At 73.1% G+C, this 24578-nt stretch carries 20 protein-coding genes and 1 pseudogene; 10 read left to right on the top strand and 11 right to left on the bottom strand.

The window, feature by feature from the left end; all coding sequences use genetic code 11:
• Window positions 1–10: 10 nt before the first annotated feature.
• From OG472_RS06055 to OG472_RS06045, 3 genes and pseudogenes are all read right to left on the bottom strand, one after another.
• Window positions 11–244: pseudogene (locus OG472_RS06055) on the bottom strand (RICIN domain-containing protein); the annotation flags it as partial.
• A 310-nt stretch (window positions 245–554) separates the two neighbouring features.
• A complete protein-coding gene (locus OG472_RS06050; protein WP_405941066.1) occupies window positions 555–3371 on the bottom strand; it encodes a LuxR C-terminal-related transcriptional regulator in 2817 nt (938 codons plus the stop codon).
• Window positions 3372–3577: 206 nt separating this feature from the next.
• A complete protein-coding gene (locus tag OG472_RS06045; RefSeq protein ID WP_401603366.1) occupies window positions 3578–4306 on the bottom strand; it encodes an SIR2 family NAD-dependent protein deacylase in 729 nt (242 codons plus the stop codon).
• 163 nt (window positions 4307–4469) lie between these two features.
• Between OG472_RS06045 and OG472_RS06040 the strand changes: the two genes are divergently transcribed.
• From OG472_RS06040 to OG472_RS06030, 3 genes are read left to right on the top strand one after another with little or no spacing between them, the layout of a single operon-like run.
• On the top strand, window positions 4470–4913 hold the full coding sequence (locus OG472_RS06040) for a hypothetical protein (RefSeq protein WP_401603363.1): 444 nt from the start codon (window positions 4470–4472) through the stop codon (window positions 4911–4913).
• Between the two features lie 42 nt (window positions 4914–4955).
• The gene (locus OG472_RS06035; RefSeq protein WP_405941065.1) at window positions 4956–5903 is read left to right on the top strand and encodes an ATP-grasp domain-containing protein; all 948 of its coding nucleotides are present in this window, start codon (window positions 4956–4958) and stop codon (window positions 5901–5903) included.
• Complete coding sequence (locus OG472_RS06030) at window positions 5900–6796, top strand: GNAT family N-acetyltransferase (RefSeq protein WP_405941064.1); 897 nt, start codon at window positions 5900–5902, stop codon at window positions 6794–6796. Before OG472_RS06035 ends, OG472_RS06030 begins: the two co-directional genes overlap by 4 nt.
• Window positions 6797–6871: 75 nt before the next feature.
• Here OG472_RS06030 and OG472_RS06025 read toward each other — a convergent pair whose 3' ends face one another.
• Entirely contained in the window at window positions 6872–7315 is a 444-nt protein-coding gene (locus OG472_RS06025) for a subtilase-type protease inhibitor (protein ID WP_401603355.1), read from the bottom strand.
• Between the two features lie 328 nt (window positions 7316–7643).
• On the opposite strand from OG472_RS06025, the gene OG472_RS06020 reads away from it, so the two are divergent.
• Together OG472_RS06020 and OG472_RS06015 are read left to right on the top strand one after the other, a co-directional pair.
• Window positions 7644–8381: an ABC transporter ATP-binding protein gene (locus tag OG472_RS06020; RefSeq protein WP_401603352.1), complete on the top strand. Its 738-nt coding sequence runs from the start codon at window positions 7644–7646 to the stop codon at window positions 8379–8381.
• Window positions 8375–10837, top strand: coding sequence for an FtsX-like permease family protein (locus tag OG472_RS06015; protein ID WP_405828305.1), 2463 nt, complete (start codon window positions 8375–8377; stop codon window positions 10835–10837). Before OG472_RS06020 ends, OG472_RS06015 begins: the two co-directional genes overlap by 7 nt.
• 36 nt (window positions 10838–10873) lie before the next feature.
• On the opposite strand, the gene OG472_RS06010 is transcribed toward OG472_RS06015, so the two are convergent.
• The 5 genes from OG472_RS06010 to OG472_RS05990 all read right to left on the bottom strand — a co-directional run bounded on the left by OG472_RS06010 (window position 10874) and on the right by OG472_RS05990 (window position 15277).
• The gene (locus OG472_RS06010; protein WP_401603346.1) at window positions 10874–11659 is read right to left on the bottom strand and encodes a DUF4190 domain-containing protein; all 786 of its coding nucleotides are present in this window, start codon (window positions 11657–11659) and stop codon (window positions 10874–10876) included.
• 202 nt (window positions 11660–11861) lie between these two features.
• The gene (locus OG472_RS06005) at window positions 11862–12659 is read right to left on the bottom strand and encodes a hypothetical protein (RefSeq protein ID WP_401603343.1); all 798 of its coding nucleotides are present in this window, start codon (window positions 12657–12659) and stop codon (window positions 11862–11864) included.
• Between the two features lie 108 nt (window positions 12660–12767).
• Window positions 12768–13229 (bottom strand): Crp/Fnr family transcriptional regulator, encoded by a 462-nt coding sequence (locus OG472_RS06000; RefSeq protein WP_376610051.1) that lies wholly within the window; start codon window positions 13227–13229, stop codon window positions 12768–12770.
• A gap of 144 nt (window positions 13230–13373) precedes the next feature.
• The gene (locus OG472_RS05995) at window positions 13374–13676 is read right to left on the bottom strand and encodes a hypothetical protein (protein ID WP_401603340.1); all 303 of its coding nucleotides are present in this window, start codon (window positions 13674–13676) and stop codon (window positions 13374–13376) included.
• 113 nt (window positions 13677–13789) lie between these two features.
• Entirely contained in the window at window positions 13790–15277 is a 1488-nt protein-coding gene (locus tag OG472_RS05990) for an MFS transporter (RefSeq protein ID WP_405828302.1), read from the bottom strand.
• Between the two features lie 108 nt (window positions 15278–15385).
• On the opposite strand from OG472_RS05990, the gene OG472_RS05985 reads away from it, so the two are divergent.
• The 3 genes from OG472_RS05985 to OG472_RS05975 all read left to right on the top strand — a co-directional run bounded on the left by OG472_RS05985 (window position 15386) and on the right by OG472_RS05975 (window position 19992).
• Window positions 15386–15985 carry a helix-turn-helix domain-containing protein gene (locus OG472_RS05985; RefSeq protein ID WP_401604510.1) on the top strand — a complete coding sequence of 200 codons (600 nt, stop codon included), beginning with the start codon at window positions 15386–15388 and terminating at the stop codon, window positions 15983–15985.
• A gap of 185 nt (window positions 15986–16170) precedes the next feature.
• Window positions 16171–18903: a DNRLRE domain-containing protein gene (locus OG472_RS05980; RefSeq protein WP_405941063.1), complete on the top strand. Its 2733-nt coding sequence runs from the start codon at window positions 16171–16173 to the stop codon at window positions 18901–18903.
• Window positions 18904–19068: 165 nt separating this feature from the next.
• Entirely contained in the window at window positions 19069–19992 is a 924-nt protein-coding gene (locus OG472_RS05975) for a YihY/virulence factor BrkB family protein (protein ID WP_401603332.1), read from the top strand.
• Here OG472_RS05975 and OG472_RS05970 read toward each other — a convergent pair.
• Both OG472_RS05970 and OG472_RS05965 read right to left on the bottom strand, forming a co-directional pair.
• Window positions 19976–20326: a hypothetical protein gene (locus OG472_RS05970; RefSeq protein ID WP_401603329.1), complete on the bottom strand. Its 351-nt coding sequence runs from the start codon at window positions 20324–20326 to the stop codon at window positions 19976–19978. The genes OG472_RS05975 and OG472_RS05970 overlap by 17 nt on opposite strands.
• Window positions 20327–20457: 131 nt before the next feature.
• A complete protein-coding gene (locus OG472_RS05965) occupies window positions 20458–20946 on the bottom strand; it encodes a lamin tail domain-containing protein (protein ID WP_401603326.1) in 489 nt (162 codons plus the stop codon).
• Between the two features lie 732 nt (window positions 20947–21678).
• Between OG472_RS05965 and OG472_RS05960 the strand changes: the two genes are divergently transcribed.
• Entirely contained in the window at window positions 21679–22596 is a 918-nt protein-coding gene (locus OG472_RS05960; protein WP_405941062.1) for a YncE family protein, read from the top strand.
• Window positions 22597–23092: 496 nt separating this feature from the next.
• Window positions 23093–24577: an aldehyde dehydrogenase family protein gene (locus tag OG472_RS05955; RefSeq protein ID WP_405941061.1), complete on the top strand. Its 1485-nt coding sequence runs from the start codon at window positions 23093–23095 to the stop codon at window positions 24575–24577.
• Window position 24578 lies beyond the last annotated feature (1 nt).

Below are 24578 nucleotides of genomic sequence, written 5' to 3'. Positions count from 1 at the left end.
ACCCCCCCGCGATGTCGAGGCACTTGCCGGAGTTGGCGTTGCGCAGCTGGATGAACGTGCCGCCGTCGGTGACCTCCGACTTCCACAACTGCTCGCTCGCGGTCCCGCATTCGGCCTGGACCACCGGAGCCCCGCTGTCGTTCGAGCCGCCCTTCACCTTCAGGCACATGCCGCTGTGGACGTTGGCGATCTCGTAGCGGCTGCCCCGCTTGCGCAGCTGCCACAGCTCGTTGGGGGCCAGCATGACCCCCAGGTCCGAGGCGGTCTGCGCGGTGGGAACGGTCGCGGGGCGGGCCTCGGCGACGGCCTGGGGGGCCGACATCCCCGCCACGGCGATCAGGGCGACCAGACCCGAGCGGACGGACGTGCGCATCGTGGAATTCATGCTCAGTACCTTTCGTGCACGGCTCCGTCGAAGGTGCGGCGGGAGCCGGTCGGATGGAGGTGGCGCCGGACCGCGGGGGCCGGTCCGGCGCGGTGCCCACTCTGTCCGCCGGCCGGGTCCCGGCACATCGTGGAAGACCACGAACACGGTGCTCCGCGCGTTCTCGTGGTCAGTCCCGTGGCCCGCCCCCGGCGGTGTCCGTTCCGGCCAGGCCGGCCGCAAGCTGGCTGCGGCGGGTCACCTGCAACTTCCGGTAGGAACTGGTGAGATGGGTTTCCACCGTGCGCCGGGACAGGTGGAGCGCCTCGCCGATCTGCGCGTTCGTGTGCCCCTCGGCGGCGAGGTCGACGACGCGCCGTTCCGCTCCGGTCAGTGCGCCCGGGCCGGTCCTGGCCCGTGTCGTGGTGCGGGCGTTCGCGTCGCGCAGCGCGGCGCTCGTCGCGCGCAGCAGTCGGCCCGTCGGCACGGCGGCCGGGTCGGCGCCCCTGTCGCCCGGGCGGTCTCCGGCCGACAGACCGACTCCGGCACCCGCGGGGGACAGCAGCCGGGCCGCCTCGGCGTCGGCGACGCGCAGATCGTCCCGGCCCCTGCGGCCGAGCCCCGCCCCGATACGCGCCCGGCCGAGGTCGATCAGGATCTCGACGCGCTCCACCGGCGCGGGCGCTCCCTCCAGCAGGGCGGCCGCCTCGGTGAGGGACTCCAGTCCCTGCCGGCCGCCGACGGCCGCGGCGTGGGCCCGGAGCGCCCTGCCGACCGTCCGAGGGGTGCCCCAGCGGCGTGCGTGGCGCAGTTCCTCCTCGGCCAGCTCCCGTGCCTCGCCCGCCCGGCCGAGACGGACCAGGGCGAGGGCCGCACCGGAACGCCACGGAGTGGCCACGGGACTGACGAAGTCGCGGGCGCTCTGGCCGGTGCCGCAGGCGAGGTGGTCGTCGAGCGCGGCCTGCCACCGTCCCTCGAAGCCGTGGAGCAGGGCGCGCGCGTAGCGCAGTTCGTTCCACTCCCAGGAGCTGTCCGCGGTGGTCTCGTCGGGTGTGGACAGGAGCTGCCAGGCCTGGTCGCGCAGGCCGAGCTCGTACCGGGCCAGCGCCACCATGGAGACCAGGTGGGGTGCGCGGATGCCGCGTCCGGTGCAGGTGTGTGCCAGGAGGGTGTTCTCGGCGATGACGCTCCGGAAGTCACCCGCCCAGAGTGCCGCTTCCGCCCGGGCGCTGAGCAGGCATTGAAGGCCCGCGTCGGTCAGGTCCGGCGGTGTCGGCGGCACGGGCAGCCCCTGCCGGGCGAGGGCCCGGGCGTCGTCCAGCCGGTCGGCCCACTGCAGCAGGGTGGCGGCGCTGCCGAGCCAGGCGGTGCGCAGTCGCGGGTGGACCGGTGCCCCGGTCAGCCGGGGCTGGATCCGGTCGAGGACCTCGGCCGCGGAGAGGAGCCCGGCACCTGTCTCGTACTCGGCGATCAGACCGCAGACCAGCGGTTCGACGGCGGGCGAGGCCGTGGGGGCGAGGGTGCGCAGGCCCGCGACGGCATCGCGCCAGGCGACCGCGTCGTGCGAGGAGATGAGGGCGGCGACCGTCTGCAGGACGTGCACCAGCTCGTCGTCGTCGGCGCCGCTGCTCGCCCGGTGCAGGACGCCCAGCGCACTGTCCGTGCGCCCGCGGGCCGCGAGGGCCGCGCCGAGAGCGGGTGCCGCGGCGGCGCGTTCCCGGCGGTCGGGGTGCATGTCGAGGCCCGTGCGGAGCCTGCGGATGCCTGCCGCGGCGCTCTGCGGGAACTCCAGCGATCCGAGGCGCATCGTGAGGTCGGCGTGCCGGTCCCGGGCCGGCGGCGGCTGCGTCCGCAGGGCGTGGCGCAGCAGTCCGGCGGCCTCTTCGGTGTGCCCGGCCCGTACGGCGTCGTCGGCAGCCTCCTCGAGGCAGCGTGCCATCCACCTCGCCCGCGGGCGCTCCAGGTGCAGCAGGTGGGCGGCGACGGCAGCGGCGGGGGCGCCGCGGTCGTGGAGCAGCCGGGCGGCGCGGGTGTGCAGGCCCGCCAGTTCGGTGGGGTCGGCCGCGTCCAGTACGGCTGCGAGGGCGAGCGGGTGGGAGAGCAGCCGGGCCAGCCGCGGCGCGCAGGGCGCGGCCGCGTGGCGGGCCGGACAGAGCGTCAAGGCCTCCTGGAGCAGGGCGGAACCGGTGGCGGGAGAGCATCGGGCGGTGATGGCGAGGGCCAGGGCGATGTGGCGGGCTTCGTCGTCGGCGCGGTGCCGGATCCAGCGGGCGAGCGCGTCGCGGTAGCGGGCGGGAGGAACGCCGCCCGGCGGGTCCGAGGCGTGCCCGGTTCCCGGGTCGGGGGAGCGGGCGGAGTCGGCCAGGTCGGTGAGGAGTGCCTGCACGAGGGCGGGGTTGCCCGCGGTCGCGTCCCGGAGCGTGGCACGCTGTTCGGGAGCCAGCCCGCGCTCGCGCGCGAGCCGTGTGACGGCGTCCTGCCCGAGCGGGGGAAGCGGGTGGCACGCGCCCGTGGTGCGGGGCAGCCAGGTGACGTCGGAGTGCTCACGGCATTCGGTCGCCAGCAGCAGGATCGGAAGCCCGGCGATCCGGCGCGCCAGGTAGCCGATCCAGCGGCGTGACACCGGGTCCGCGCAGTGCAGGTCGTCGACGGCCAGCAGCACGGGCCGGACTGCTGCGGTCCGGGTCAGCAGGTCCAGGAGCCGGTGGAAGAGCTCCTGTTCCTGCTCGGCGGCGGGATCGGTGAAGGGAACGCCGTCGGCGCCGGGGAACACCTGGCGTACGAGGGCGAAGGGGAAGGCGGTCTCCTCGGGCGAGCAGCGCGCCGACAGCACCCGTACGCCGTGGTCGGAACCCGCCCGCCGGACCACGGTGTCGAGCACGGCGCTCCGGCCCCGGCCGGGCGGCGCGGCCAGCATCAGCCAGCTGCCCCTCCCGGTGCGGGCCCGGGCAGCGGCGGCGGCCGCGGCCAGGAGCACGTCGTCGCGTTCGGCCAGTACGTGTGTCACTTCCGCCCTCCCACCCCTGTGCAGACGGCTGCGTGCCGTCCGTGAGGGCCCGGAGGGCCCGTAGGGAATCATGGAGGGACGGGGTGCCAGAAGTGGGATGATCTTCGGTCAGATTTGCCTGAAAGGGCATCATTGGGGCCATCTCGGCCAAGTGGGCAGGGGATTGACCGAATCCGACGCGGCGCGCATCAGGCCGCCGGCCTGGATCAGCCCGCGGCGATCCCGGCCAGCAGCGCGGGCAGGGCGGTGCCGATCGGCTCGCGGACGACCTCGTCGGCCAGGGAGTCGTACGGGGTCTCCTCCGCGTTCACGATGATCAGCCGGGCCCCGGCCTCGGCGGCCATCCCGGCCAGTGATGCCGCGGGCTGCACCTGCAAGGTGGAACCGGCGGCGATGAAGACCTGGCACCCCTTGGCCACGGCCATCGCGTGCCCCAGCACCACGGGATCGAGCCGCTCCCCGAACATCACGGTCGCCGCCTTCAGGATCCCGCCGCACGTCAGACAGGCGGGATCCGGTTCCCCGGCGGCGACCCGGGCCAGCGCCTCGTCCATGGCCGAGCGGGCGTGACAGGCCGTGCACACCACCGACCGGGAGGTGCCGTGCAGCTCGAACACCTTGCGCGCGGGCATCCCGGCGAGCTGGTGCAGCCCGTCCACGTTCTGGGTGATGACCCGGACGGGGGTGCCGCCGTGTTCGAGCTCGGCCACGGCCAGGTGCGCGGCGTTCGGCCGTGCCCCGAGGGCGGCGAGCTCGGCCCGCATCAGCCAGGACCGGCGCCGGATCTCCGGATCGGCCATGTAGTACTCGTAGGTGACGAGCTTCTCGGCGTCCGGTTCCCGGCGCCACAGGCCCTGTGGCCCCCGGTAGTCCGGAATCCCGGAGTCGGTGGACATCCCGGCCCCGCTGAACACTGCGACAAGCGGCTTTCCCATGCTCCGACCCTATGTACCGGCGCCGGGCGCCCGCGACCCCATTACCGCGCCCCTGCCGCGAGGGCGCCGGAGGGTCGTTTCTGCGGTGAATCCCGCCCCCCACAGGAGTGAGATCCGCGCGGCTCCCTCCCTGTGCACCGGCCAGCCGGGTACAAAACCGGGCATGATGCTCAAGCCGCACAGCCTCGGCGCCCTGCTGCTGACCCTGCTCGCGCTGCCGGCCCTGTCGTCCGTCCCCGCCCACGCCGCGCCGGCCCCGTCCGTCGCACCCGTCGCGATCGCGGAGGGGCACACCGCCGATCAGATCAGCCGCTTCCTCGCCACCTTCTACGGCGCCCACGGCCCGTCCCCGCACGACCGCGAGCAGCACGTCTCGCAGATCCTCAAGGACAGACAGCAGGTGAATGCGGACTCCGACGTCCTGCTCTGCTCCCAGAACGAACCGCAGAGCATCGGCATCGGCCCGGTCACCGTCGCCCAGTCGGCCGGCGTCGGCTGGGCGACCGTCACCACCCACTGGGCCGGCGGGGTCACCGATACCTTCACCGCGTACGTCCGCCTCGACTCCAAGCCCATCCGGCTCGACGACGTGATCTGCGCGGGCTGAAATCCGTACGGTGATCCGCGGGGCCGTCCGTAGGGTGGGCGCATGCCGACGACGACCGCGACCACCACCGTCCTCTACTGCCACGACCCGCTGAACGAGCGCCGGGCCGACGCCCACTTCGCGGCGGAGGCCCGGCAGCTGCGCGCCGTCGGCGGCACGGCCCTGCTCGTCGACCACGACGCGCTGCTCGCCGGGGACCCCGAACGGGCGGTGGCGCGGGTGCCCGAGGGGACGGGAGCCGTCTGGTACCGGGGCTGGATGCTCCCCGCGGGGCGGTACGCCGAACTGGACGCCGCCCTGCGCCTGCGCGGCGCCGAACTCGTCGTCACCCCCGAGGCGTACCGGCGCGCGCACGAACTCCCCGGCTGGTACGGGACCTTCGCCGGCCTGACCCCGGTCAGCGGCTGGCTGCCCACGGCGCCGGGGGAGGTCCCGGACCCGCAGCGGCTCGCGGCCCTCGCCGCCGGCCTGCCGCCGGGGTCCGCCGTGGTCAAGGACTACGTGAAGTCCCGCAAGCACGAGTGGGCCGAGGCCTGTTACGTGCCCGACCTCGCCGATCCGGCCGCCCTGCACCGGGTGGTCGCACGCTTCGTCGAACTCCAGGACGAGTTCCTGGCGGGCGGGGTGGTGCTGAGGGCCTTCGAGACCTTCGTCGTGCCGCAAGGGGCGGCCGCGGAGGTGCGCGTGTGGTGGCGCGACGGGGTGCCCCGGCTGGTCACCGCCCACCCCGACAGTGCGGTCGCCGAGGTCCCCGAGGTCGCCGAGCCTGACCTCGAACCGGTACGGGCTGCCGTCGAAGCGCTGGGCTGCCCCTTCGTGACCACTGACCTCGCGCTGCGCGCGGACGGGGCCTGGCGGGTCGTCGAAGTGGGCGACGGGCAGGTCAGCGACCTCCACCGGGAGGCCGATCTCACCGCGTTCGTACAGCTGTTGACGGCCGGTCAGGCACTCCTGCGCACACCGTCCGGGTCTGGTACAACACCGGCATGACGGGATTCGAGATCACCGGCGCGAGCGCCGCCGACATGGAACTGATGCGCGGCTGGGCCGACGAGGAGGGCTGGAACCCGGGGGACTCGGACCGGTTCGCGTTCGCGGTCGCCGACCCGGAGGGCTTCCTCGTCGGCCGGCTCGACGGCGAACCGGTGGCCTGCATCTCCGCCGTCCGGTACGGGGCCGGCTTCGGCTTCATCGGCCTCTACATCGCCCGCCCGGCCTTCCGCGGCCAGGGCTACGGCATCCGGCTGTGGCACGCCGGCATGGAACGCCTCGACGGCCGGCTCGTGGGCCTGGACGGGGTCGTCGCCCAGCAGGACAACTACCGCAAGTCCGGCTTCCTTCCGGCCTGGAACAACGTCCGCTACGAGGGTGTCCCCGAGGGGTACGGCGGCGGCACGGCCGAGAGCGAGGGCGAGAGCGAGAACGGCACCGGGGCCGGGGCCGACGCCGGGGTCGCGATCGTGGACGCGGCCTCGCTGCCCTTCGCCCTGCTCGCCGCCTATGACCGGCGGTTCTTCCCCGAACCCCGCCCCGCCTTCCTGTCCGCCTGGACCGGGCTGCCCGGCCGCACGGCACTGGCCGCCGTCCGCGACGGCCGGGTCGAAGGCCTCGGCGTGATCCGCCCGTGCAGCGCCGCCCACCGGATCGGCCCGCTGTACGCGGCCGACCCGGCGGTGGCGGCCGCCCTGCTGCTGCGGCTCGCCCGGCACGCGCCCGCAGGCGTGGTCTCCGTGGACGCGCCGGACGCGAACCCGCAGGCCACGGCGCTCCTCGCGGGCCTCGGCCTGGTCCCGGTCTTCGAGACCGCCCGGATGTACACCGGCCCGGCCCCGGACCTCGCCCTGGCCGAGCTGTTCGGGGTGACCAGCCTCGAACTGGGCTGAGAGCGCGCGTCGTCGGGACCCGGTGAGCCGGACGGCGGTCGCACGGCGCCGCCCGGCCCGTCGTGTCACGGAGGGTCAGAAGTCGAACAGCACGCCCGTGGTGTTCCGGAAGCCGCACGGATTGGCGAAGGTGTACGAGTAGCTGAGGCGGCGGCCCTGCCACACCCCGTCGGCCGTCACCGTCATCGGGTTCCACTCCCTGGTACACACCGCGTCGGCGGCCGGGGCCGCGAGCCGGTCCAGCCGGGAACCGTTCGCGCGTAACTCGGCGCACGCGGCAACCGGGTTCGGGTGCGTCCCGCCCGGCGTCGGCGCACAGACGAGCGTCACCGCACGCAGCACCGTGCCGCTGTCGGCGTCCTGTCCCGCCGTCACGCCGAGCACGAGCGCGGACGGCGCGTACAGGCTCTCCGTACCGGCCGGCGCGGCCCCGGCCGTACCCGGCCAGGCCAGTGCGGTGAGCGCGGTGAGCGCCATGGCGGCGGAACCGAGCCCGAGACCCCTTGCGATGGACCGCATTTCGAACACTCCCTTGGGTTGGTGTTTCGGATAGCGGACAGAGTCTTGCCCACGCGGGCCGCGAACGCCCGTTCGCACCCCCATTTCTCGTCACCCATCGTGTACGAATGACTGCAGACCGCAGCGGTGGGAGTGGGCTGACCTGTGGGGGAGCGGCCCGCCGAATCGGCCGAACACCGACCGGGAAACGCCCCCGAAACCTTTGGCCGAGCAGGCCGTGATCGGCCCGGACGGGGTCTGGAACCCCTCCGGGGGTAGGTCTGGCCCCACCCCCGGAACACCCTCCAGGCCCGCTGTGCCGGACCGTCCGGGACGGTTGAGTCGGGGCATGGAAAACGACGCGATCCAACTCAGGGACGTCAGCCGGGTCCACGGGACCGGCGACCGGGCGGTCACCGCCCTCGACCAGGTCTCCCTCGGCTTCCCCCAGGGCACCTTCACCGCCGTCATGGGCCCCTCCGGCTCCGGCAAGTCCACCCTGCTGCAGTGCGCCGCCGGACTCGACCGGCCCACGTCCGGCACCGTCACCATCGGCGGCACGGAACTCGGCGGACTGAGCGAGACCCGGCTGACCCTGCTGCGCCGGGACCGGATCGGCTTCGTCTTCCAGGCCTTCAACCTGCTGCCCGCCCTGACCGCCGAGCAGAACGTGGCCCTGCCGCTGCGCCTCGCCGGCCGCCGCCCCGCCAAGGCCGAAGTCCGCGAGGTCCTGGCCCGGGTGGGCCTGAGCGAACGGGCCCGGCACCGGCCCGCCCGGCTGTCCGGCGGCCAGCAGCAGCGCGTGGCCCTGGCCCGGGCCCTCATCACCCGCCCCGACGTGCTCTTCGGCGACGAGCCCACCGGCGCCCTGGACTCGCGGACCGGCCGCGAGGTGCTCACCCTGCTCCGGGCCATGGTCGACACCGACCGCCAGACGGTCGTCATGGTCACCCACGACCCCGTGGCCGCCTCCTACGCGGACCGTGTCGTCTTCCTCGCCGACGGCCGCCTGAACGGCGAACTGGCCGGCGCGAGCGCCCCGGACATCGCCGCCCACATGACCACGCTGGAGGCCGCGCCGTGCTGAGCATCGCCCTGCGCACCGCGCGCACCCGCTGGGTCACCTTCGTCGGAAGTTTCCTCGCACTGGCCCTCGGCGTCGGCCTGGTCGCCACCACGGGCCTCGGGCTCGCCGCCACCCTGGACGCCCCGCAGCGCCTGCCCGAACGGTTCGCCCAAGCCCCCGTCGTCGTCAAGGGCGACGACGTCCTGCGCGTCCCGACCCCGAACGGAGAGCGCACCCGCCGGCTCGCCCACCCCAAACCCGTCGACCGCGGCCTTGCCCAGCGGCTGGCCGCCCTCGGCCGGACCACCGAGGACCGGTCCTTCCCCGTCCGCGCCGACGGCGCACCGGAGCAACTCGTCGGCCACCCCTGGTCGGTCGCCGCCTTCGCCCCGTACGCCCTCGCCGACGGCCGCGCCCCGCAGTCCGACGAGGAGGTCGTCACCACCGGCTGGGCCGCGCCCGGCACCCGGCTGACCACCGACCGCGGACCCGCCACCGTCGTCGGCACGGTCGCGGCGCCCGGCGGCGGACACGGCTTCGAGGACGCCGTGTTCTGGACCGACGCCCGCGCCTCCCGGCTGTCACCCGCCATCGACCAGCTCGTCGTCGCCGCCGAACCGGCCGCCGTACGCGCCGCCGTGGGCCAGGACCCGGACGTACGGGTCCTCACCGGCCGGGACCGCCGCCACGCCGACCCCGACCCGGAGCGCGACAGCGAGGCGCTGCTCGCGGTGAACGCCCTGCTCGGCACGTCCGGCGGGGTCACCGGCTTCGTCTCCGCCTTCGTCGTCGCCTCCACCTTCGCCTTCGCCGTCGCCCAGCGCCGCAAGGAGTTCGCCCTGCTGCGCACGGCCGGCGCCACCCCGGGCCAGGTCCGCCGCACGGTGTTGGCCGAGGCGCTGGTCCTCGGCGTACTCGCCTCCGCCGCGGGCTGCCTGCTGGGGGCGTACGGGGCACCCGTGCTCGCCCGGTGTCTGGTGGAAGACGGCATCGCACCGCGGTGGTTCGCCATCGGCGACGCCACCTGGCCCCTCCACGCGGCCTTCTGGACCGGCCTGCTCGTCGCCCTCGCCGGAGTCCTCGCCGCCTCCTGGCGGGCAGGGCGGGTCGGACCCGCCGAGGCCCTGCGCGAAGCCGCCGTCGAGACGAGGACCATGACCCCGGGCCGCTGGATCCTCGGCGCCGCACTGCTGCTGGCCGGTCTCGGCACCCTCGCGCACGCGCTGCTCACCGACCCGTCGGACCTGCTCCACCGCAAGACGTACATCACCCGCCCGATGCTGTTCATCGTCGCGTTCGCGCTGCTGGCCCCGGTGCTCGTCCGGCCACTGGCCAGGCTGGTCGCCTGGCTTCCGGCCCGGCTGCCGGGCGCCGGCGGGATGCTGATCCGGGAGAACGCGGCCGCGGGCATCCGGCGTACGGCGGCCATCGCCGCCCCCGTCCTCGTCACCGTCGCCCTCGCCGGATCCCTGCTCGGCACGACCGCCACCCTGGGCGAGGCCAGGGCCGCCGAGATCCGGCAGCAGACCAGCGCCGACTTCGTCATCACGGGCGGGGCGGGAGGCTTCGACCGGGCGGCCGTCGAACGGATCCGGGCCGTGCCCGGGACCGAGGTGTCCGCCACTGCCGCGACCACGGTCCACGTGCTGGAGGAGGGCGTGGCGCTGATCCGCTCCGACGCCCGCGCCGCCGACCCGAAGGCCCTCGCCCGGACGGCCGAACCGCCCCTCGTCGCGGGCAGGCTGAGCGACCTCGACGACGACTCCGTCATCGTCACGCAGGAGTGGGAGCGGCACACCGTCGGATCGCGCGTCGACGTGTGGCTCGGCGACGGCACCCGCAAGAACCTGCGGATCGCCGCCGTGATGAGCATCGGCACCGGCAACAACGGGGCCTACGTCACCCCGGCCAACGCCGCCGGGGCGCCGGTGGACCGGATCGACGTACGGCTGGCCCCGGGCGCGGACGCCGCGGAGGTGGGGTCCGGGCTGGCCGAGGCGGCGGCGCGGGCCGGGGGCCGGGCCCTGACCAAGGACCAGTGGGTGGCCGCCAGTCACCCCGAGACCAAGCGCACCACCCGGCTGGGCTTCCTTCTGGTCCTCGGCATCGCCCTGCTCTACACCGGCATCGCACTCGCCAACACCCTCGTGATGGCCACCGCCGACCGGGCCCGCGAACTCGCGGCGCTGCGCCTGGCCGGCGCCACCCGGTGGCAGGTGCTCCGGCTGGTGGCGGGGGAATCCCTGACGGTCGTCCTCGTCGGCGCGGTCGTCGGCTCCCTGGTCGCCGTCCTGAACCTGGCCGGCATCCGCTGGGCGTTCGGGCTCCTGGACGTCCCGGGCGGCATCGTGATCCCGTGGGACGTCCTCGGCGCGACGGTCGCCGCCTGCGCGGCCCTCGCGGTCGTCTCGGCCGTCACCCCGGCCGCACTGGTCCTGCGGCGCCGGCCGGCCGAGACGGCCGGCGCCAGGGACTAGAGGCGGTGTCCTGCCGATCGGGCCGGAGGCAGGAGGTCAGGACCCGGCGGAGCGGATCGATCCGGTGCTCGCGCCGCTGGGGTCGCCCACGAAGCAGGTGATCTCACGGTCGCCGAACGTCCAGGTGCTGGGCTGCGGGTAGTAGTAGAAGACCTCCAGCTTGTCCGAGACCTTCGCGTTCTTGCCCACGTAGTCGGTGAGAGCCGTGCCGGAGCACTTCTCCTCGGCGGACTTGACGACCTTCTCCGTGCCCGGGTACGCCCCGTCGTCCAGGTTGAAGACGGCGTACGCCTCACCCTCGTGCGCCTGGTCGCAGGGCACGATGCTCACCGAGTAGCCGGCCTGGCCGCCGTCCTTGTCCTGGTACTCCGCCAGATCGCCGCCCGTGTTGAAGCAGTCCCCCTTGCGGATGTCCTGCACCTTGCTGGAGCCCGATCCGGTGACCTGGCCGCTGGTGTCGCGCTTCGGCGCGGCGTCGTCCAGCACCCCGGTCAGTCCGAGGGTCAGCACGATCGCGTAGAACGCGAGCATGAGGCTGTGGATGACGATGGCCGCGACGGCGAGGCCCTTGCCCTTCTCACCCCGGTTGCGGATCTGGGAGAGGGCGATGATGCCGAGGATCAGCGGGACCAGCGGGATACCGCAGAGGAGCGACATGACGAACGCGACGATGGCCAGCGCGTTGGTCTTCTGCGACACCATCGGCGGCTGCCCCGGCCAGCCCTGAGGGCCGCCGTACGGCCCGGGTTGCACCGGCTGCCCGTACGGTCCCGACGGCGGGTACGGCTGGGGGGACGACGGCGGCTGCGGTGGTATGGACATGCGTGCGGAGCTCCTTGCTCAGAGGGTGAGACGCAACCAACAGCCAGGCGGTGACATCGCGGCCGGCGACGGGCGGCATGAATCGGACTACACCGACACATACTTGCCCATGGTTTTATGTCATCCCTACGCTACCGCCCTGAGCCGGGGGGAGTTGCCGTGGGGTCGGCCTTGAAAAGCCCGTCGCGGCGGGCGGCGAGGCTCAGTTCTGCGACTGGAGCGCCTTCGTCAGGAGTGCGCCGGCCACGATCAGGGCCACACCGAGCCACCACACGTTGCCGTCGAAGACGAGGACGGCGATCCCGATCGGCACCAGCAAGCCGGCCAGGGGCAGCAGCAGCCCGGCCAGGCGGAGCGGTTCGGGCCCCTGGCCGGTCGCCTCGCGCGCGGCGCGGGCCCGGACCACGTCCGGGTACCAGACGGTGAAGCGGAGCGCGGCGACGATCGCCAGGATCTGGATGATCCAGCCGGTCCAGATGTTGTCCGGGTTGTGCAGGACCAGGTCGCCGTAGGCACCCGCGACGGCCGCCACCAGGAAGGCGAGACCCCACACCGCAGTGATCACGTAGTTGGTCCGGACGAAGCCGGGCGTGTGCCACAGGGCCGGATCGACCTGCTCGCGGGCGTACTGGATGGTGAAGGGCATTCCCACCGCCATGGAGCCGAAGGCGATCACGGCGAGGGTGATGTTCGCGACCTCGCCCGCGTACGTCTCCAGCCAGCGCAGCGTGCCCTCGCTCGCCAGGGCGCCGATGACGGCCAGCGCGGCGAAGAAGACCACGTCGGCCACTTCCAGCAGCTTCCAGGAGCTGCCCCGGTTGACCACACGGCTCACGACGACCAGGGTGACGGCCGCCGCCAGGGCGATCCCGACCGCCATCTCGAAGCGTCCCGGTCCGACCAGCAGGGAGAAGACGATCCACGGAGCCATCCCGACGACCGGGTTCTCCAGGAATCCGGACACCGGTCCGCTGCCCGTGCCGTAAGCCTCGCTTCGCACCCTTCCATCGTGCGCGGCCACCCGTCGACCGGCCATTCGGGCAGCAGGCCGCCCTACCGGACCGCCCTACCGGACCGCCGCCGATGCCGGTGGCCCGGACGGCCTTGCCTAGCCGGCCGCGCTCAGCCGCGGGGCGTACAGATCGAGCAGCCGGGTGCGGGTCTGCTGGAGCCGCATCGCGAGCACGCGACCGACCCAGTGCCCGATCGCCGACCCGAAGGCGGGATCGGCGTCCATCAGCATCCGTACGGCCGCGGCGTCGAACTCGTAGGCGCGCACCGGCGTCATCGCCTCCGCGCCGAGCTGCCACACGTACGGCGGGAACAGCCAGGACCAGCCCACCAGCTCACCGGGGCCGAGGTTCTCCACGGCCGCGGGCCGGCGGCCGGCCACGGGAATCTCCAGGGTCACCGTGCCGGAGCGCACGATCCAGAAGGATTCCGCCCGGTTGCCTTCGTCGAAGATCCGCGCGTTCTCCGGGAAATTGACCTCATGGGCCTGCGACATCAGCCGTCCGCGGTGCTCCGTGGACAGGACGGCAGCGATGCGGATGGGGGAAGGTGTGCTCACGACGGCCTCCGATCACGAACGGCCCCCCGGCGACGCTCCTGCTCTCCCAGTGTCGCCGACGCCCGCCCGATCCCGGCCGGCCCGGACCGTCTTTCTTCCGAGCGCCACGCGGAACCGTCTCCTCCGGGAGCCGGAAGAGACGTCCTAGTCCTCGGCATTCGCCTCCAGGCAGGCCAGCTCCATGGCGTCCAGCACCGCCTCGTGGCTGCGCCCGCTGAGCTCGGCGACGTTCTCGATCTGGGCCGTCGCCCAGGACGCCAGCGTCATCACCAGCACCCGGAGCCCGTCCGTGCCGTGCTCGGCCAGGATGGCGTCGGCGACGACCATGGCGTCCTCCGGCACCTGCTCGGGCGGCTCCAGGCCCGCGAGGCCGCGCAGCATGGTGAGGGTGCGGCGGGAGATCTCCGGCGTCATCCCCGCCAGCCGCATGTCCTCTTGTTCGTCCATCCGCCCCACCTCCGGTGCCGTGCCCATCACCTCAGGGCACGGTAGAGGCGCGCGGGCCCGCGCGGGGCCGTTTCCGCAGGGTGACCCTGCGTGACCTCCGGCGGGGCGGGCCTTCAGCCCCCGCCCCGCAGCCCGCCCTCCTGCGGGCGTCCGGCCAGGGCGACGGCGAGTGCGAGGAGGACCAGGACCGCCGCGACCGCGAACGTGACCCGCATGCCGGTGGCGACGGCGTGCGGGCCCGCGGTGGTGAGGTCGGCCGTCGCCGACGCGAGTGCGAACACGGCACCCATGACGGACGCACCGGTGACGAGCCCGAGATTGCGCGAGAGGTTGAGCATGCCCGAGACGACACCCCGCTGATCGGCGCGGACGTCCGCCATGACGGCGGTGTTGTTGGCCGTCTGGAACACCGCGTACCCGGCGGTGACGACCGCGAGGGGCGCGACGTAGCCGAGCACGCCGAAGGTCTCCGGGGTCAAGGACAGGGCGAGGGCGCCGGCCGCGGTCACGCTGAGCCCGGCGGCGGTCGTGCGCGGGGCGCCGAAGCGGTCCACGATGCGGCCGGCCGGCACCCCGGTCAGCGCGGCGACCAGCGGACCGGTCGACAGCACGAGTCCGACGAGGACCGCGTCGAGCCCGAGCGTCCGGGAAAGGTAGAACGGCCCGACCACCAGCGTCGCCATCACCACCGTCGAGACGAGCGCGCTCGTGACGAGTCCCGCGCGCAGCACGGGATCACGGAAGAACGCCCCCCGGATCAGCGGTGACGCCGCTCGCGCCTCGGTGCGTACGAACAGGCCGACTCCCAGGGCGGCGGCCAGCAGCAGGGCGAGGTTGACCGGGCCGAACCGGCCGTGGCCGATGGTCATGGCCAGGGCGTAGGCCGCGAGCGTGAGCGCGAGCAGCAGGGTCCCCAGGTGGTCGAAGCGGGGCCGGCCGGCCCCGTTCCGCTGCCGGTCGACGGGCAGGTGGCGGTGGGCGAGGGCGAAGGTCAGGACGCCCAGCGGCACGTTGACGAAGAAGATCGCCCGCCAGCCGGGACCGGCGATCAGGGCGCCGCCCAGCGACGGGCCCAGAGCGGTGCCGACCGCGGACATCGTGCCGAGCAGCCCCATGGCGCTGCCGGTCCGCGCCTTCGGGACCGCCTCCCCGACGAAGGCCATCGTGAGGGCCATCATGACGGCCGCGCCGAGACCCTGCACCGCCCGTGCGGCGATCAGCAGCCAGAGCGTGGGCGCGGCCCCGCAGGCGACCGAGGCGACGGTGAACAGCAGGATCCCGCCCAGGAGCAGCCGGCGGCGGCCGACCAGGTCACCGAGCCGGCCGACGCCGACGATCAGGGTGGTGATGGCGAGCAGGTAGGCGAGGACGATCCACTGGACCTGCTGGAACGAGGCCGAGAACGCCTGCGCCAGGGTCGGCAGGCCGACGTTCGCGATGCTGGTGCCGAGTGAGGACAGCAGCATCGAGAGCGACAGGCCGGCCAGCACCCAGCGGACCGCCGGCGCCCGCCGGCCGGCGTCGGCCGTGGCCTCGGGGGCGGCGGCGGTGGCTGCCTGCCGCTGTGGGTGTCCGGGTCCGGAATCACTGTGGGGGCTCATGCCGAGGAGGGTGTGCGACCCCGCACCACAACGGCAAACCCTGTTGCCGTTTCCGGGACGGGCGAGTGGAATGGCCCCATGGAGAACGACCGGATGCACAGCGACCGCATGGACAGCGCCCGCGTGGAGAAGCCGGCGCCCCACCAAGCGGTCCTCGACGAGGTCGCCCCCCGGCTCCGGCGGCTGCGCGCCCAGCGGGGCCTCACGCTGGCCGCGCTCTCCGAGACGACCGGCATCTCGAAGAGCACCCTCTCCCGGCTGGAATCCGGACAGCGACGCCCCAGCCTGGAACTGCTGCTGCCGCTGGCCAGCGCGTACCGCGTGCCCCTGGACGACCTGGTCGGCGCCCCCGAAGTGGGGGACCCCCGGGTGCGGCTGACGCCCCGCGCCATGCCGAACGGCGGTACGGCCGTCCCGCTGACCCGGAGCATGGGCCCCCTCCAGGCCTTCAAGATGCTCATCCCCGACCGTGGCGCCGAGCCGGATCTCCGTACGCACGAGGGCTACGAGTGGCTGTACGTGCTCGACGGCCGGCTGCGGCTCGTCCTCGCCGACCACGACCTGGTCCTCGGCCCCGGCGAGGCCGCCGAGTTCGACACCCGGCTGCCCCACTGGTTCACCAGCGCGGACGGGCGGCCCGTGGAGATCCTGAGCCTGTTCGGGCGGCAGGGGGAGCGGATGCACGTCCGCGCCAAGCCGCGCGCCTGACGGCGGGGCCCGGGCGGAGGCACCGGCGCGATTTGGCATCCGATGTGCCAAGTGGGATGAACCGAGCGCGGAATCGCCCTAGGGTGCGCCCGTACGCATGGTTGTGGACTGCTGTTCGGCGGTTTCCGGCCATGACTCGCGCGGCCGCGCCGCAGGGCCGCACGCCACACCGAACTGGGGGGTTCATGCGTAGATCCAGAAGGCCGGCAGCCGCTCTCGCCCTGTCCCTGGCCGGAACCGGCGCAGGGCTGGGCCTCGGCCTCGTCCCCCAGGCGGCGGCCGTCACCCCGCCCGTCGCCTTCACTGCCGACCCGCTGTCGACCTGGCAGCCCAACGGTGTCGTCTGGGCTCTCGCCGAGGCGGGCGGCCAGGTCTTCGCCGGCGGCACCTTCTCCACCGTGCGCCCGCCCGCGGGCGGCGCAGGCAGCGAGCAGTCGGCCGTGAACTTCGTGGCGCTCGACGCCGCGACCGGCGCCCCGACCTCCTGCAAGCTCTCCTTCACCGTCGCCTCCGGCACCGCCACGGTCCGCGCGCTCGCCCTCTCCCCGGACAAGACGACCCTGTACGCGGGCGGCTACTTCGGCGCCGTGAACGGCACGGCCGTGTCCAGCCTCGCCGCCATCGACGTGGCGAGCTGCACGGTGAAGGCAGGCTTCCGCCCGGCCTTCGCGGCCACCGTCCGCGCCCTCGCCGTCACCGGCGACACCGTCTACGCGGGCGGTGACTTCCTCAGCGTCGCCGGCCAGCCGCGGGAACGTTTCGCCGCCGTCGGCGCTGCCGACGGGGCACTCAAGCCCTTCACCGCCGACGCCGACGAGCCCGGGCGCGCCGTCGAGGTCACCCCGGACGGCAACAGCGTGGTACTCGGCGGCGACTTCTTCACCGTCAACGGCGCGAACACGCACGCGCTGGCCGTCGTCGACGCGACGAGCGGCGCGCTCACCAAGACGTACGCCGGTTTCATCGAGACCAACTCCGTCGTCAAGGACATCGCCACCGACGCGACCGGCTTCTACACCGCCAACGAAGGCACGGGCGGCGGCGTCTTCGACGGCCGGATCGCGCTCAACCTCGGCGACTTCGGCCAGCGCTGGCGCGACACCTGCCTCGGCGCCACCCAGGCCGTGCTGCCGTACCAGAGCGTGCTCTACAGCGCCTCGCACGCGCACGACTGCTCCAGCGTCGGCGAGTTCCCCGACGGCCAGCGCCACCACCTGCTCGCCCAGCCCACCAGCGGCACCGGCAAGCTGGGCTGGGCCCCCGACACCAACGACGGCATCGGCGAGGGCATCGGCCCGCGCGTGATGACGGTCGGCTCCAAGGGCGGCGTCCAGTACCTGTGGGTCGGCGGGGAGTTCACCACCGTCAACGGGGCGGCGCAGCAGAGCCTGACGCGCTTCGCCTCCACCGGGGACACCGGCGCGCCCACCGTGCCCGTCGCGAGCGCGGTCAGCTTCAAGCCCGGCGAGGTCCAGGTGCGCTGGCGCACCAGCCTCGACCTGGACGACAGCGCGCTGACCTACAGGATCTACCGCAACGGCGCGGCCACGCCGATCGCCACGGTCACCGCCGACTCGCTGTTCTTCAAGCGGCCGCAGGCCTCCTGGACCGACACCACCGCGGCGGCCGGCCAGTCGTACACGTACCGGGTGACGGCCACCGACGCGGCCGGCAACACCAGCGCGCTGTCCGCGACGGCGAGCGTGACCGTCCCGGCCCAGGTGGACGGCTACCCCAACCAGGTCCGCGCCGACGGAGCCCAGCAGTACTGGCGCTACGACGAGTCGGCCCTGCCCTTCGTCGCCGACTCCTCGGCCGCCGGCAACCAGAGCGGCGTCCACCTGAACGCCCCGGCCCTGCGGCAGGCGCCCGGCGCGGTCTCCGGCGCGAGCACGGCGATCGGCTTCAACGGCACGGACACCCAGGTGTACGCGGACAAGCGGCAGACGGTGGGCAGCACCTACACCATCGAGACCTGGTTCAAGACGAACACCACCCGGGGCGGCAAGCTCCTCGGCTTCGGGAACAACCAGGCACGCGGCAGCAATCAGTACGACAAGCACATCTACATGACCAACGACGGCCGGCTGGTCTACGGCGTCTACACCGGAGCCACCCGCACCGTCACCACCAGCGGCGCGTACAACGACAACCAGTGGCACCACGTCGTCGCGAGCCAGGGCCCCGGCGGGATGACCCTGTACGTGGACGGCGCCCAGAAAGGCACCCTGAACGTCACCACCCACGAGAACTTCTCCGGCTACTGGCACGCCGGCGGCGACAGCCTCGGCGGCTGGCCCGACCGCCCGACGAGCGAGTACTGGGCGGGACAGCTCGACGAGACCGCCGTCTACCCGACCGTCCTGAGCGCGGCACAGGTGCAGAACCACCACGCCCTCGCCACCGCCCCGGCCGACTCGGTCGTCCAGGTCACCGCCGCGGAGGACACGTACGCCAACGCGGGCGCGCCCGCCTCCAACTACGGGACCTCCGGCTCGCTCGCGGTGCGCGGCACCTCCTTCTACGCGAGCTACCTGCGCTTCGACCTGCCCGCCGCACCCGCGGGCACGGTCCTGAAGTCGGCCACCCTCAGCGTGAAGACCAGCACCATGAGCGGCGCCGGTACGACGGACACCGTCTCGGTCGTCCCGGTCACCGGGTCGTGGAGCGAGGACGGGACCACGTACAACAACCGCCCCGCCCTGGGCGGCCCGGCACTGGGCAGTTTCGCGGGCATCCCGGACGGCAGTGCGGTGCACACCACCGCGCTCACCACCGGGACCGTCGCGGCGGCGCTCGGCAGTGGCTACGGCCTCGCACTGAGCAGCACCGGCACGGACGCCCTGTGGCTGTGGTCCTCCGAGGCGCAGGCCAACGAGGGCACGCCGCAGCTGACACTGACCTTCGGCGCACCGTGACCTGAACACCGACCGAAGGCGAGGGGGCGCGGGCCGATGGGGCCCGCGCCCCCTCGCCGGTAGGAGGCCAGGCCGGACGTACGCCGGCTCCGGGTGCACCGGCGCGCGCATGCGCCGACCCCGCGGGCGGCGCATGGGCCCGGGCCCGCAGGGCACGTGCACGGCGTGACCGACATCCCCCGCACCGCACCGCGCCGAGGCGGTCTTCCCGCCACCGCCACCACCCTCGCGGCGCGCACCCGCGCCGAGCTGCGGAGCACAGCCGTCCGCGTCTGGACGGACAATCTCGCCGACCACGCGGCCGCCCTCACCTACTACGCACTGCTGGCTCTGCTGCCCGCGCTCGTCATCGCCGTCTCCCTCGTGGGGCTGCTGGGCGGGGCGACGCGGGACCGGCTGATCGCCGACCTCACCGCCTACGCACCTCCGCAGTCGGCACAGGTACTCCGTGACGCGCTGGGCGGCCTCTCGGCCGAACACTCGTCGATGTGGGCCCTGCTGCTCAGCGGTGTGGTGAGTGCGCTGTGGTCGGCGTGCAGCTACCTGGCGGTGTTCCGCCGCGCCCTGCACACGATGCACCGGGTGCCCGATACGCGACGTCCGCTTCGTGCGGCCCACACGCTGCTCATCAACGCCGCACTGCTGCTGACCCTGCTCATCGCCGGCGCCGCGGGGCTGGTCATGTCCGGGCCGCCGGCCCGATGGGTCGCACGGGCCGCCGGAGGAGGCCCGGACACCATCGCGCTCCTGCGCTGGCCCGTGCTCCTCGTGGTCGTCACCCTCCTGGTGCTGGTGCTCTTCCGCACCGGCCCGCCCCAGAGCCGGGGCGCCCGTCAGGGCCTGCCCGGCGGCGTACTGGCGGCCCTGCTCTGGCTGGCCGCCTCGGGGCTCTTCACGTTCTACACGGAGCTGGACACGTACGGCCGCCTCTACGGCTCGCTGGCCGGCGTCGTGGTCTTCGTCGTCTGGCTCTGGTTCGCCAATCTGGCGCTGCTCACCGGGGCCCAGTTCAACGCCGAACGGACACGGGAGCCGGCGGCCCGCGCGGCATCCGGCAGCGGGCTCAGCGGGCTCAGCGGACGGCGTTGATCCATCGCAGGAGCGCCGCGTTGGTCGTGTCGTCGAGTGCGGACAGGGTGTGGATGGCTTCCAGGTCACCAGGGGTCGGTGGAACGCCGGCGGTGGTCAGCGCGGCGTGGAGGTCCAGGCGTCGCCGGTCCGCGGGCTGCAGGGGCCAGGTGAAGTCCGGGTCGGACGGCTGAGCCTCACCGGGCACGGCGTCGACCGTGTCGGCGCCGGGGAAGCGGTAGGGGTCGAGGGTCAGCTGAGGGACCGTGACCGCTGACGGGGGACACTGCCAGGACTCCACGTGGACCTCCAGGTGTCGGACGGATGCGCGCTGCTGCGGCTTCGGGCGGGTCATGGGGGCTGAGGTGTCGGGGCTGAGGTGTTGGGGGTGAGGTGTCGGGGTGGCGTGCCGCGGCTGGTTGCCGCGGCACGCGTTGTGGGTGGCCGGCAGTTCACTGTCCCCGATGCCGTGGCTGCCGGTCCGGGTCAGCGGCGGTGGTTGTCGTGGTGCCCGCGGCGGCCCCAGCTCTCGGTGTCGACGACGCGTCCGCGGTCGTCGCGGAGGGTGGCGGTGTCGCGCTCGTCCCAGATCTGGTGGCGGCGGTCCTGGTAGACGTCGCGGTGCGTGTCGCGTCCGTTGCCGGTGTGGACCTTGACGCTGGAGTGGCCGTCCAGGCGGAGGTGGTTGAAGCGGTAGCGGTTGCCGTCCTGGTCGGTGAGGGTGAATCCGCGGAGGTTGACGGAGTTGCGGCCGGTGTTCTTCACCTCGATCCATTCGCGGTTCAGGGCGCGGTTGTCGCGGCCGCGGCCGTGGCTGTCGTACTGGACGTCGCCGATGACGATCGAGGAGTGCCGGCCGTGGTGGCCGCGCCGGTCGTCGTCGTGGGCGGCGGCCGGGACGGCGGCCGCGCCGACCAGAGCGCCGGAGGCCAGGACCGCGGCGAGAAGGCGGCGGGTGGCGAGAGAAGCAGACATGCAGATGACTCCTTGAACAGTCAGCCCAGCCCGGGGTTGTGCGAGCCGGGCGGGCTCCGTGCGGGTCCCGGCGTCCTGCCGAGGAGCCACACTCTGGCCCGGACCACCGTCAACCGCCACAACTCGTGATGTGTGTTTCTCAATGCGGACATGTCCGTAACTCTCGCTTGTAAGAGCCAAGCGTCAAGGCGTGGTTGACGCAAACGGGGTGGGGTCGGCGGCGGCCTCTGTGATGTCGGAGCAAGGGGGTTTCGGCCACATAAGCAGTTCATTCGCGCCATGCAGTGTGCGGTGCGCCGAATGGATTCAGCTCCGTGTAACAGCCGCTCCCGCCGCTTCCTCGCACGTCGATACGCATCTCCGCTCTGGTGTGCGGCTGCCGGTGGCGTGACGGCGGACCTCCTGTAGGGCCGCGAGCTGATGCCCCGTCGTTTCTCTTTCAACGACGTGCAAGTGCCGTCGCGGCCGGACCGTGCGCTCCCGGGATGCATCGCACTTGACATGGTGAGACGCTGGTGCTTTGGGGGCTCTCGCCGGCATGCGACGTCTCGGATGTCCGGTTTGAGGAATGCGCGCGCCCGTGAACCCGCGCAGAGGATGACGGCTCACGCCCCGCGCCATCGGAGAGGTGGCTGCCTGGGCGTCGACCGCGTACCGCAAGCGACGGGCGGTTCCACCGGCGGCTGAGCGGTTCCGATCTGCCCGGCCCACCACAACAACGTAGGTCGGATCATGAGCAAAACATCCAACACCGAGAAACTGCGGGTCGTGGCCACCATTCCGGTGGGGACCGGGCCGTTCGCCGTGGCGGTGGACGTCCACGGCCAGGTCTTCGTCACCAGCAGAGGCGACAACACCCTGTCGGTGATCAAGTCCTCCACCAACACCGTGATCGCCACCCTCAACGTCGGCTTGCGCCCGGAGAGCGTGGCGACCGATCCTCAATTCGGCGTCTACGTCGCCAACAGCGGCAACGTCACCGTGACGGCGATGGACCGGTTCCATGCCGTTGTCGCCACCCTCGACGTCGGCCCGCCCGGCCTGCCGCCCAACATGCTGAGGGTGGCGATCGATCATCTTTTGAGCCGTGCCTACGTGACCGACCACGGTCGTGACAGGGTGTCGATCATTCGTACCAGTGCCGAGCCCCCGTTCGTCACCCCTGATTTCATCGATGTCCCCAGCGCCCTCGGCGCGGCGGTCGACCCTGTGGATCACCGCCTCTACGTCACGCAACCCGAGTTCAACACCGTGTCGGTGGTCGACCCCGCGACCAGCGAGGTGGTCGGGAGCGTGGCGGTCGGACAGCAGCCCATGGGCATCGCCATCGCCCCCCAGAAGCGTCGTCTCTATGTCACCAACTCCGGCTTCACGACGGTCTCGGTGATCGACATCGCAACCGGCGGCACCGTCGCTGTCGACGTCGCCGCGAAACCGATCGGTGTTGCTGTCGACTCGCACGGCAACGCCTACGTCACCGCCTCCGACGGCACGGTGAAGGTGATCGACGCCACGTCGAACAGGGTCGGCGACACGTTCCCCGTCGGACCCAAACCGGAAGGTGTGGCCTTCGAGCCCCTCACCAATCGCGTCTACGTCGCCAGCAGGGGCGACGGCACCGTCTCGGCGATCGACCTTGCCGCTGCCTAGTGCTGTGACCGGAAGGGTTCACCGGGGTCGGGGGCAGTGAGGGATCAATGCAGCCCGCGAAGGATCCCTCGAGGTTGCGCCGGCTTCGAACGTCCCCACCGGCTATGCGGTGGGGACGTTCGGCGTCTCGGCTGGTGCTGGGGTTGGGAAGGTTCGCCAGGTTGCTCGCCGTGCTGGTTGGAAATGGCCTCTGCAATCGGCGACGGGATGCGGGACGTTGCGCCGCGCCGCGCCGCACCGCGTTGTCGGGCGCCCGGGCGCGACCCGTACCGGGCGCCCTCCGCTGTGGTGCCGCCTTCCCGTGAGGGGGCTGTCCCGTCACCCTCCGGATGCTCGAAATGCCCATATTTGGCCCCTTCTTCTCGGGGGTGATGGGGAGTGACTCCCGTCACTTCCAGTGACGTATGGGACATGGCTTCCGCAGACCGGGGCAAGCGCGCCCGAGCAGCACCACCGCGGGTAGGCCGCGGTGCCGGAATCGGAGGTACAGCGCGTCGTGTCCGAACAGACGACCATCCACATCGCCGGGACCTGGCGTTCCGCGGTATCAGGAGCCACTCGAGAGGTCCTCGACCCGGCGGACGCCACGGTCCTCGCCGTCGTTGCCGAGGGCGGCATCGCGGACACCGACGCGGCCGTCAGTGCCGCCCGCGCGGCCTTCGACGGCGGGGAGTGGCCCCAGACCCCCGTCCTGGAGCGGGCCGCACTCCTGCGCCGCACCGCCGACCTGCTCCACCGCGACCGCGAACTCCTCGGGCTGCTGGAGAGCCGCGACGCGGGCAAGACGCTGGAAGAGGGCCGCGTGGACGTGGACTGCGTCGCGGACGCCTTCCGCTACTTCGCCGACCTCGTCGCCGGTGAGAGCGCCGGCCGCGTGGTCGACGCCGGTACCCCCGACGTCCACAGCGTCGTCGTCCACGAGCCCGTCGGGGTCTGCGCCCTGATCACCCCGTGGAACTACCCGCTCCTCCAGGCCTCCTGGAAGATCGCCCCCGCACTCGCCGCGGGCAACACGTTCGTGCTCAAGCCCAGCGAGATCACCCCGCTGTCCACGGTGGCCCTCATCGGCCTGCTGGCGGAGGCCGGACTGCCGGCCGGCGTCGCGAACCTGGTCACCGGAGCAGGCGACCCCGTCGGCGCGCGCCTCGCCGCCCACCCCGACGTCGACCTCGTCTCCTTCACCGGCGGTCTCACCAGCGGTACGAAGGTGATGCGCGCGGCCGCCGACTCCGTCAAGAAGGTCGCGCTCGAACTCGGCGGCAAGAACCCCAACGTCGTCTTCGCCGACGCCTGCACCACCGAGGAGGGCTTCGACACCGCCGTCGACCAGGCCCTCAACGCCGCCTTCATGCACAGCGGCCAGGTCTGCTCCGCCGGTTCCCGGCTGATCGTCGAGGAGAGCGTCGCCGAGCGCTTCGTCGCCGAACTCGCCCGCCGGGCCGACCGGATCCGCCTCGGCCGCGGCACCGACCCGGGCGTGGAGTGCGGACCGCTGGTGTCCGCCGCGCAGCGCGAACGCACCGAGGGGTACGTGGCCTCCGCCCTCGCCGAGGGAGCCGTGCTCCGCTCCGGCGGCAAGCGGCCCGACGGGCCCGGCTACTTCTACCGGCCGACCGTGCTGGACCGCTGCCACCGCGGGATGCGCGTCGTACGGGAGGAGGTCTTCGGGCCGGTCCTGACCGTCGAGACCTTCCGTACCGAGGCCGAGGCCGTCGCGCTCGCCAACGACACCGAGTACGGCCTCGCCGGCGCGGTGTGGACCTCCGACCCGGGCCGCGGCCGTCGCGTGGCGGGCCGGCTGCGCCACGGCACCGTCTGGATCAACGACTTCCACCCCTACCTCCCGCAGGCCGAGTGGGGCGGTTTCGGCAAGTCCGGCATCGGGCGGGAACTGGGCCCGTCGGGCCTGGCCGAGTACCGCGAGACCAAGCACGTGTACCAGAACCTCGCCCCGCGCCCCGTGCGCTGGTTCGCGGGCTGAA

It is taken from the genome of Streptomyces sp. NBC_00207, assembly GCF_045160965.1.
Classification (GTDB): domain Bacteria; phylum Actinomycetota; class Actinomycetes; order Streptomycetales; family Streptomycetaceae; genus Streptomyces.
Note: the sequence above shows the minus strand (reverse complement) of the source record. Positions and strands in the feature narration are given on the sequence as shown.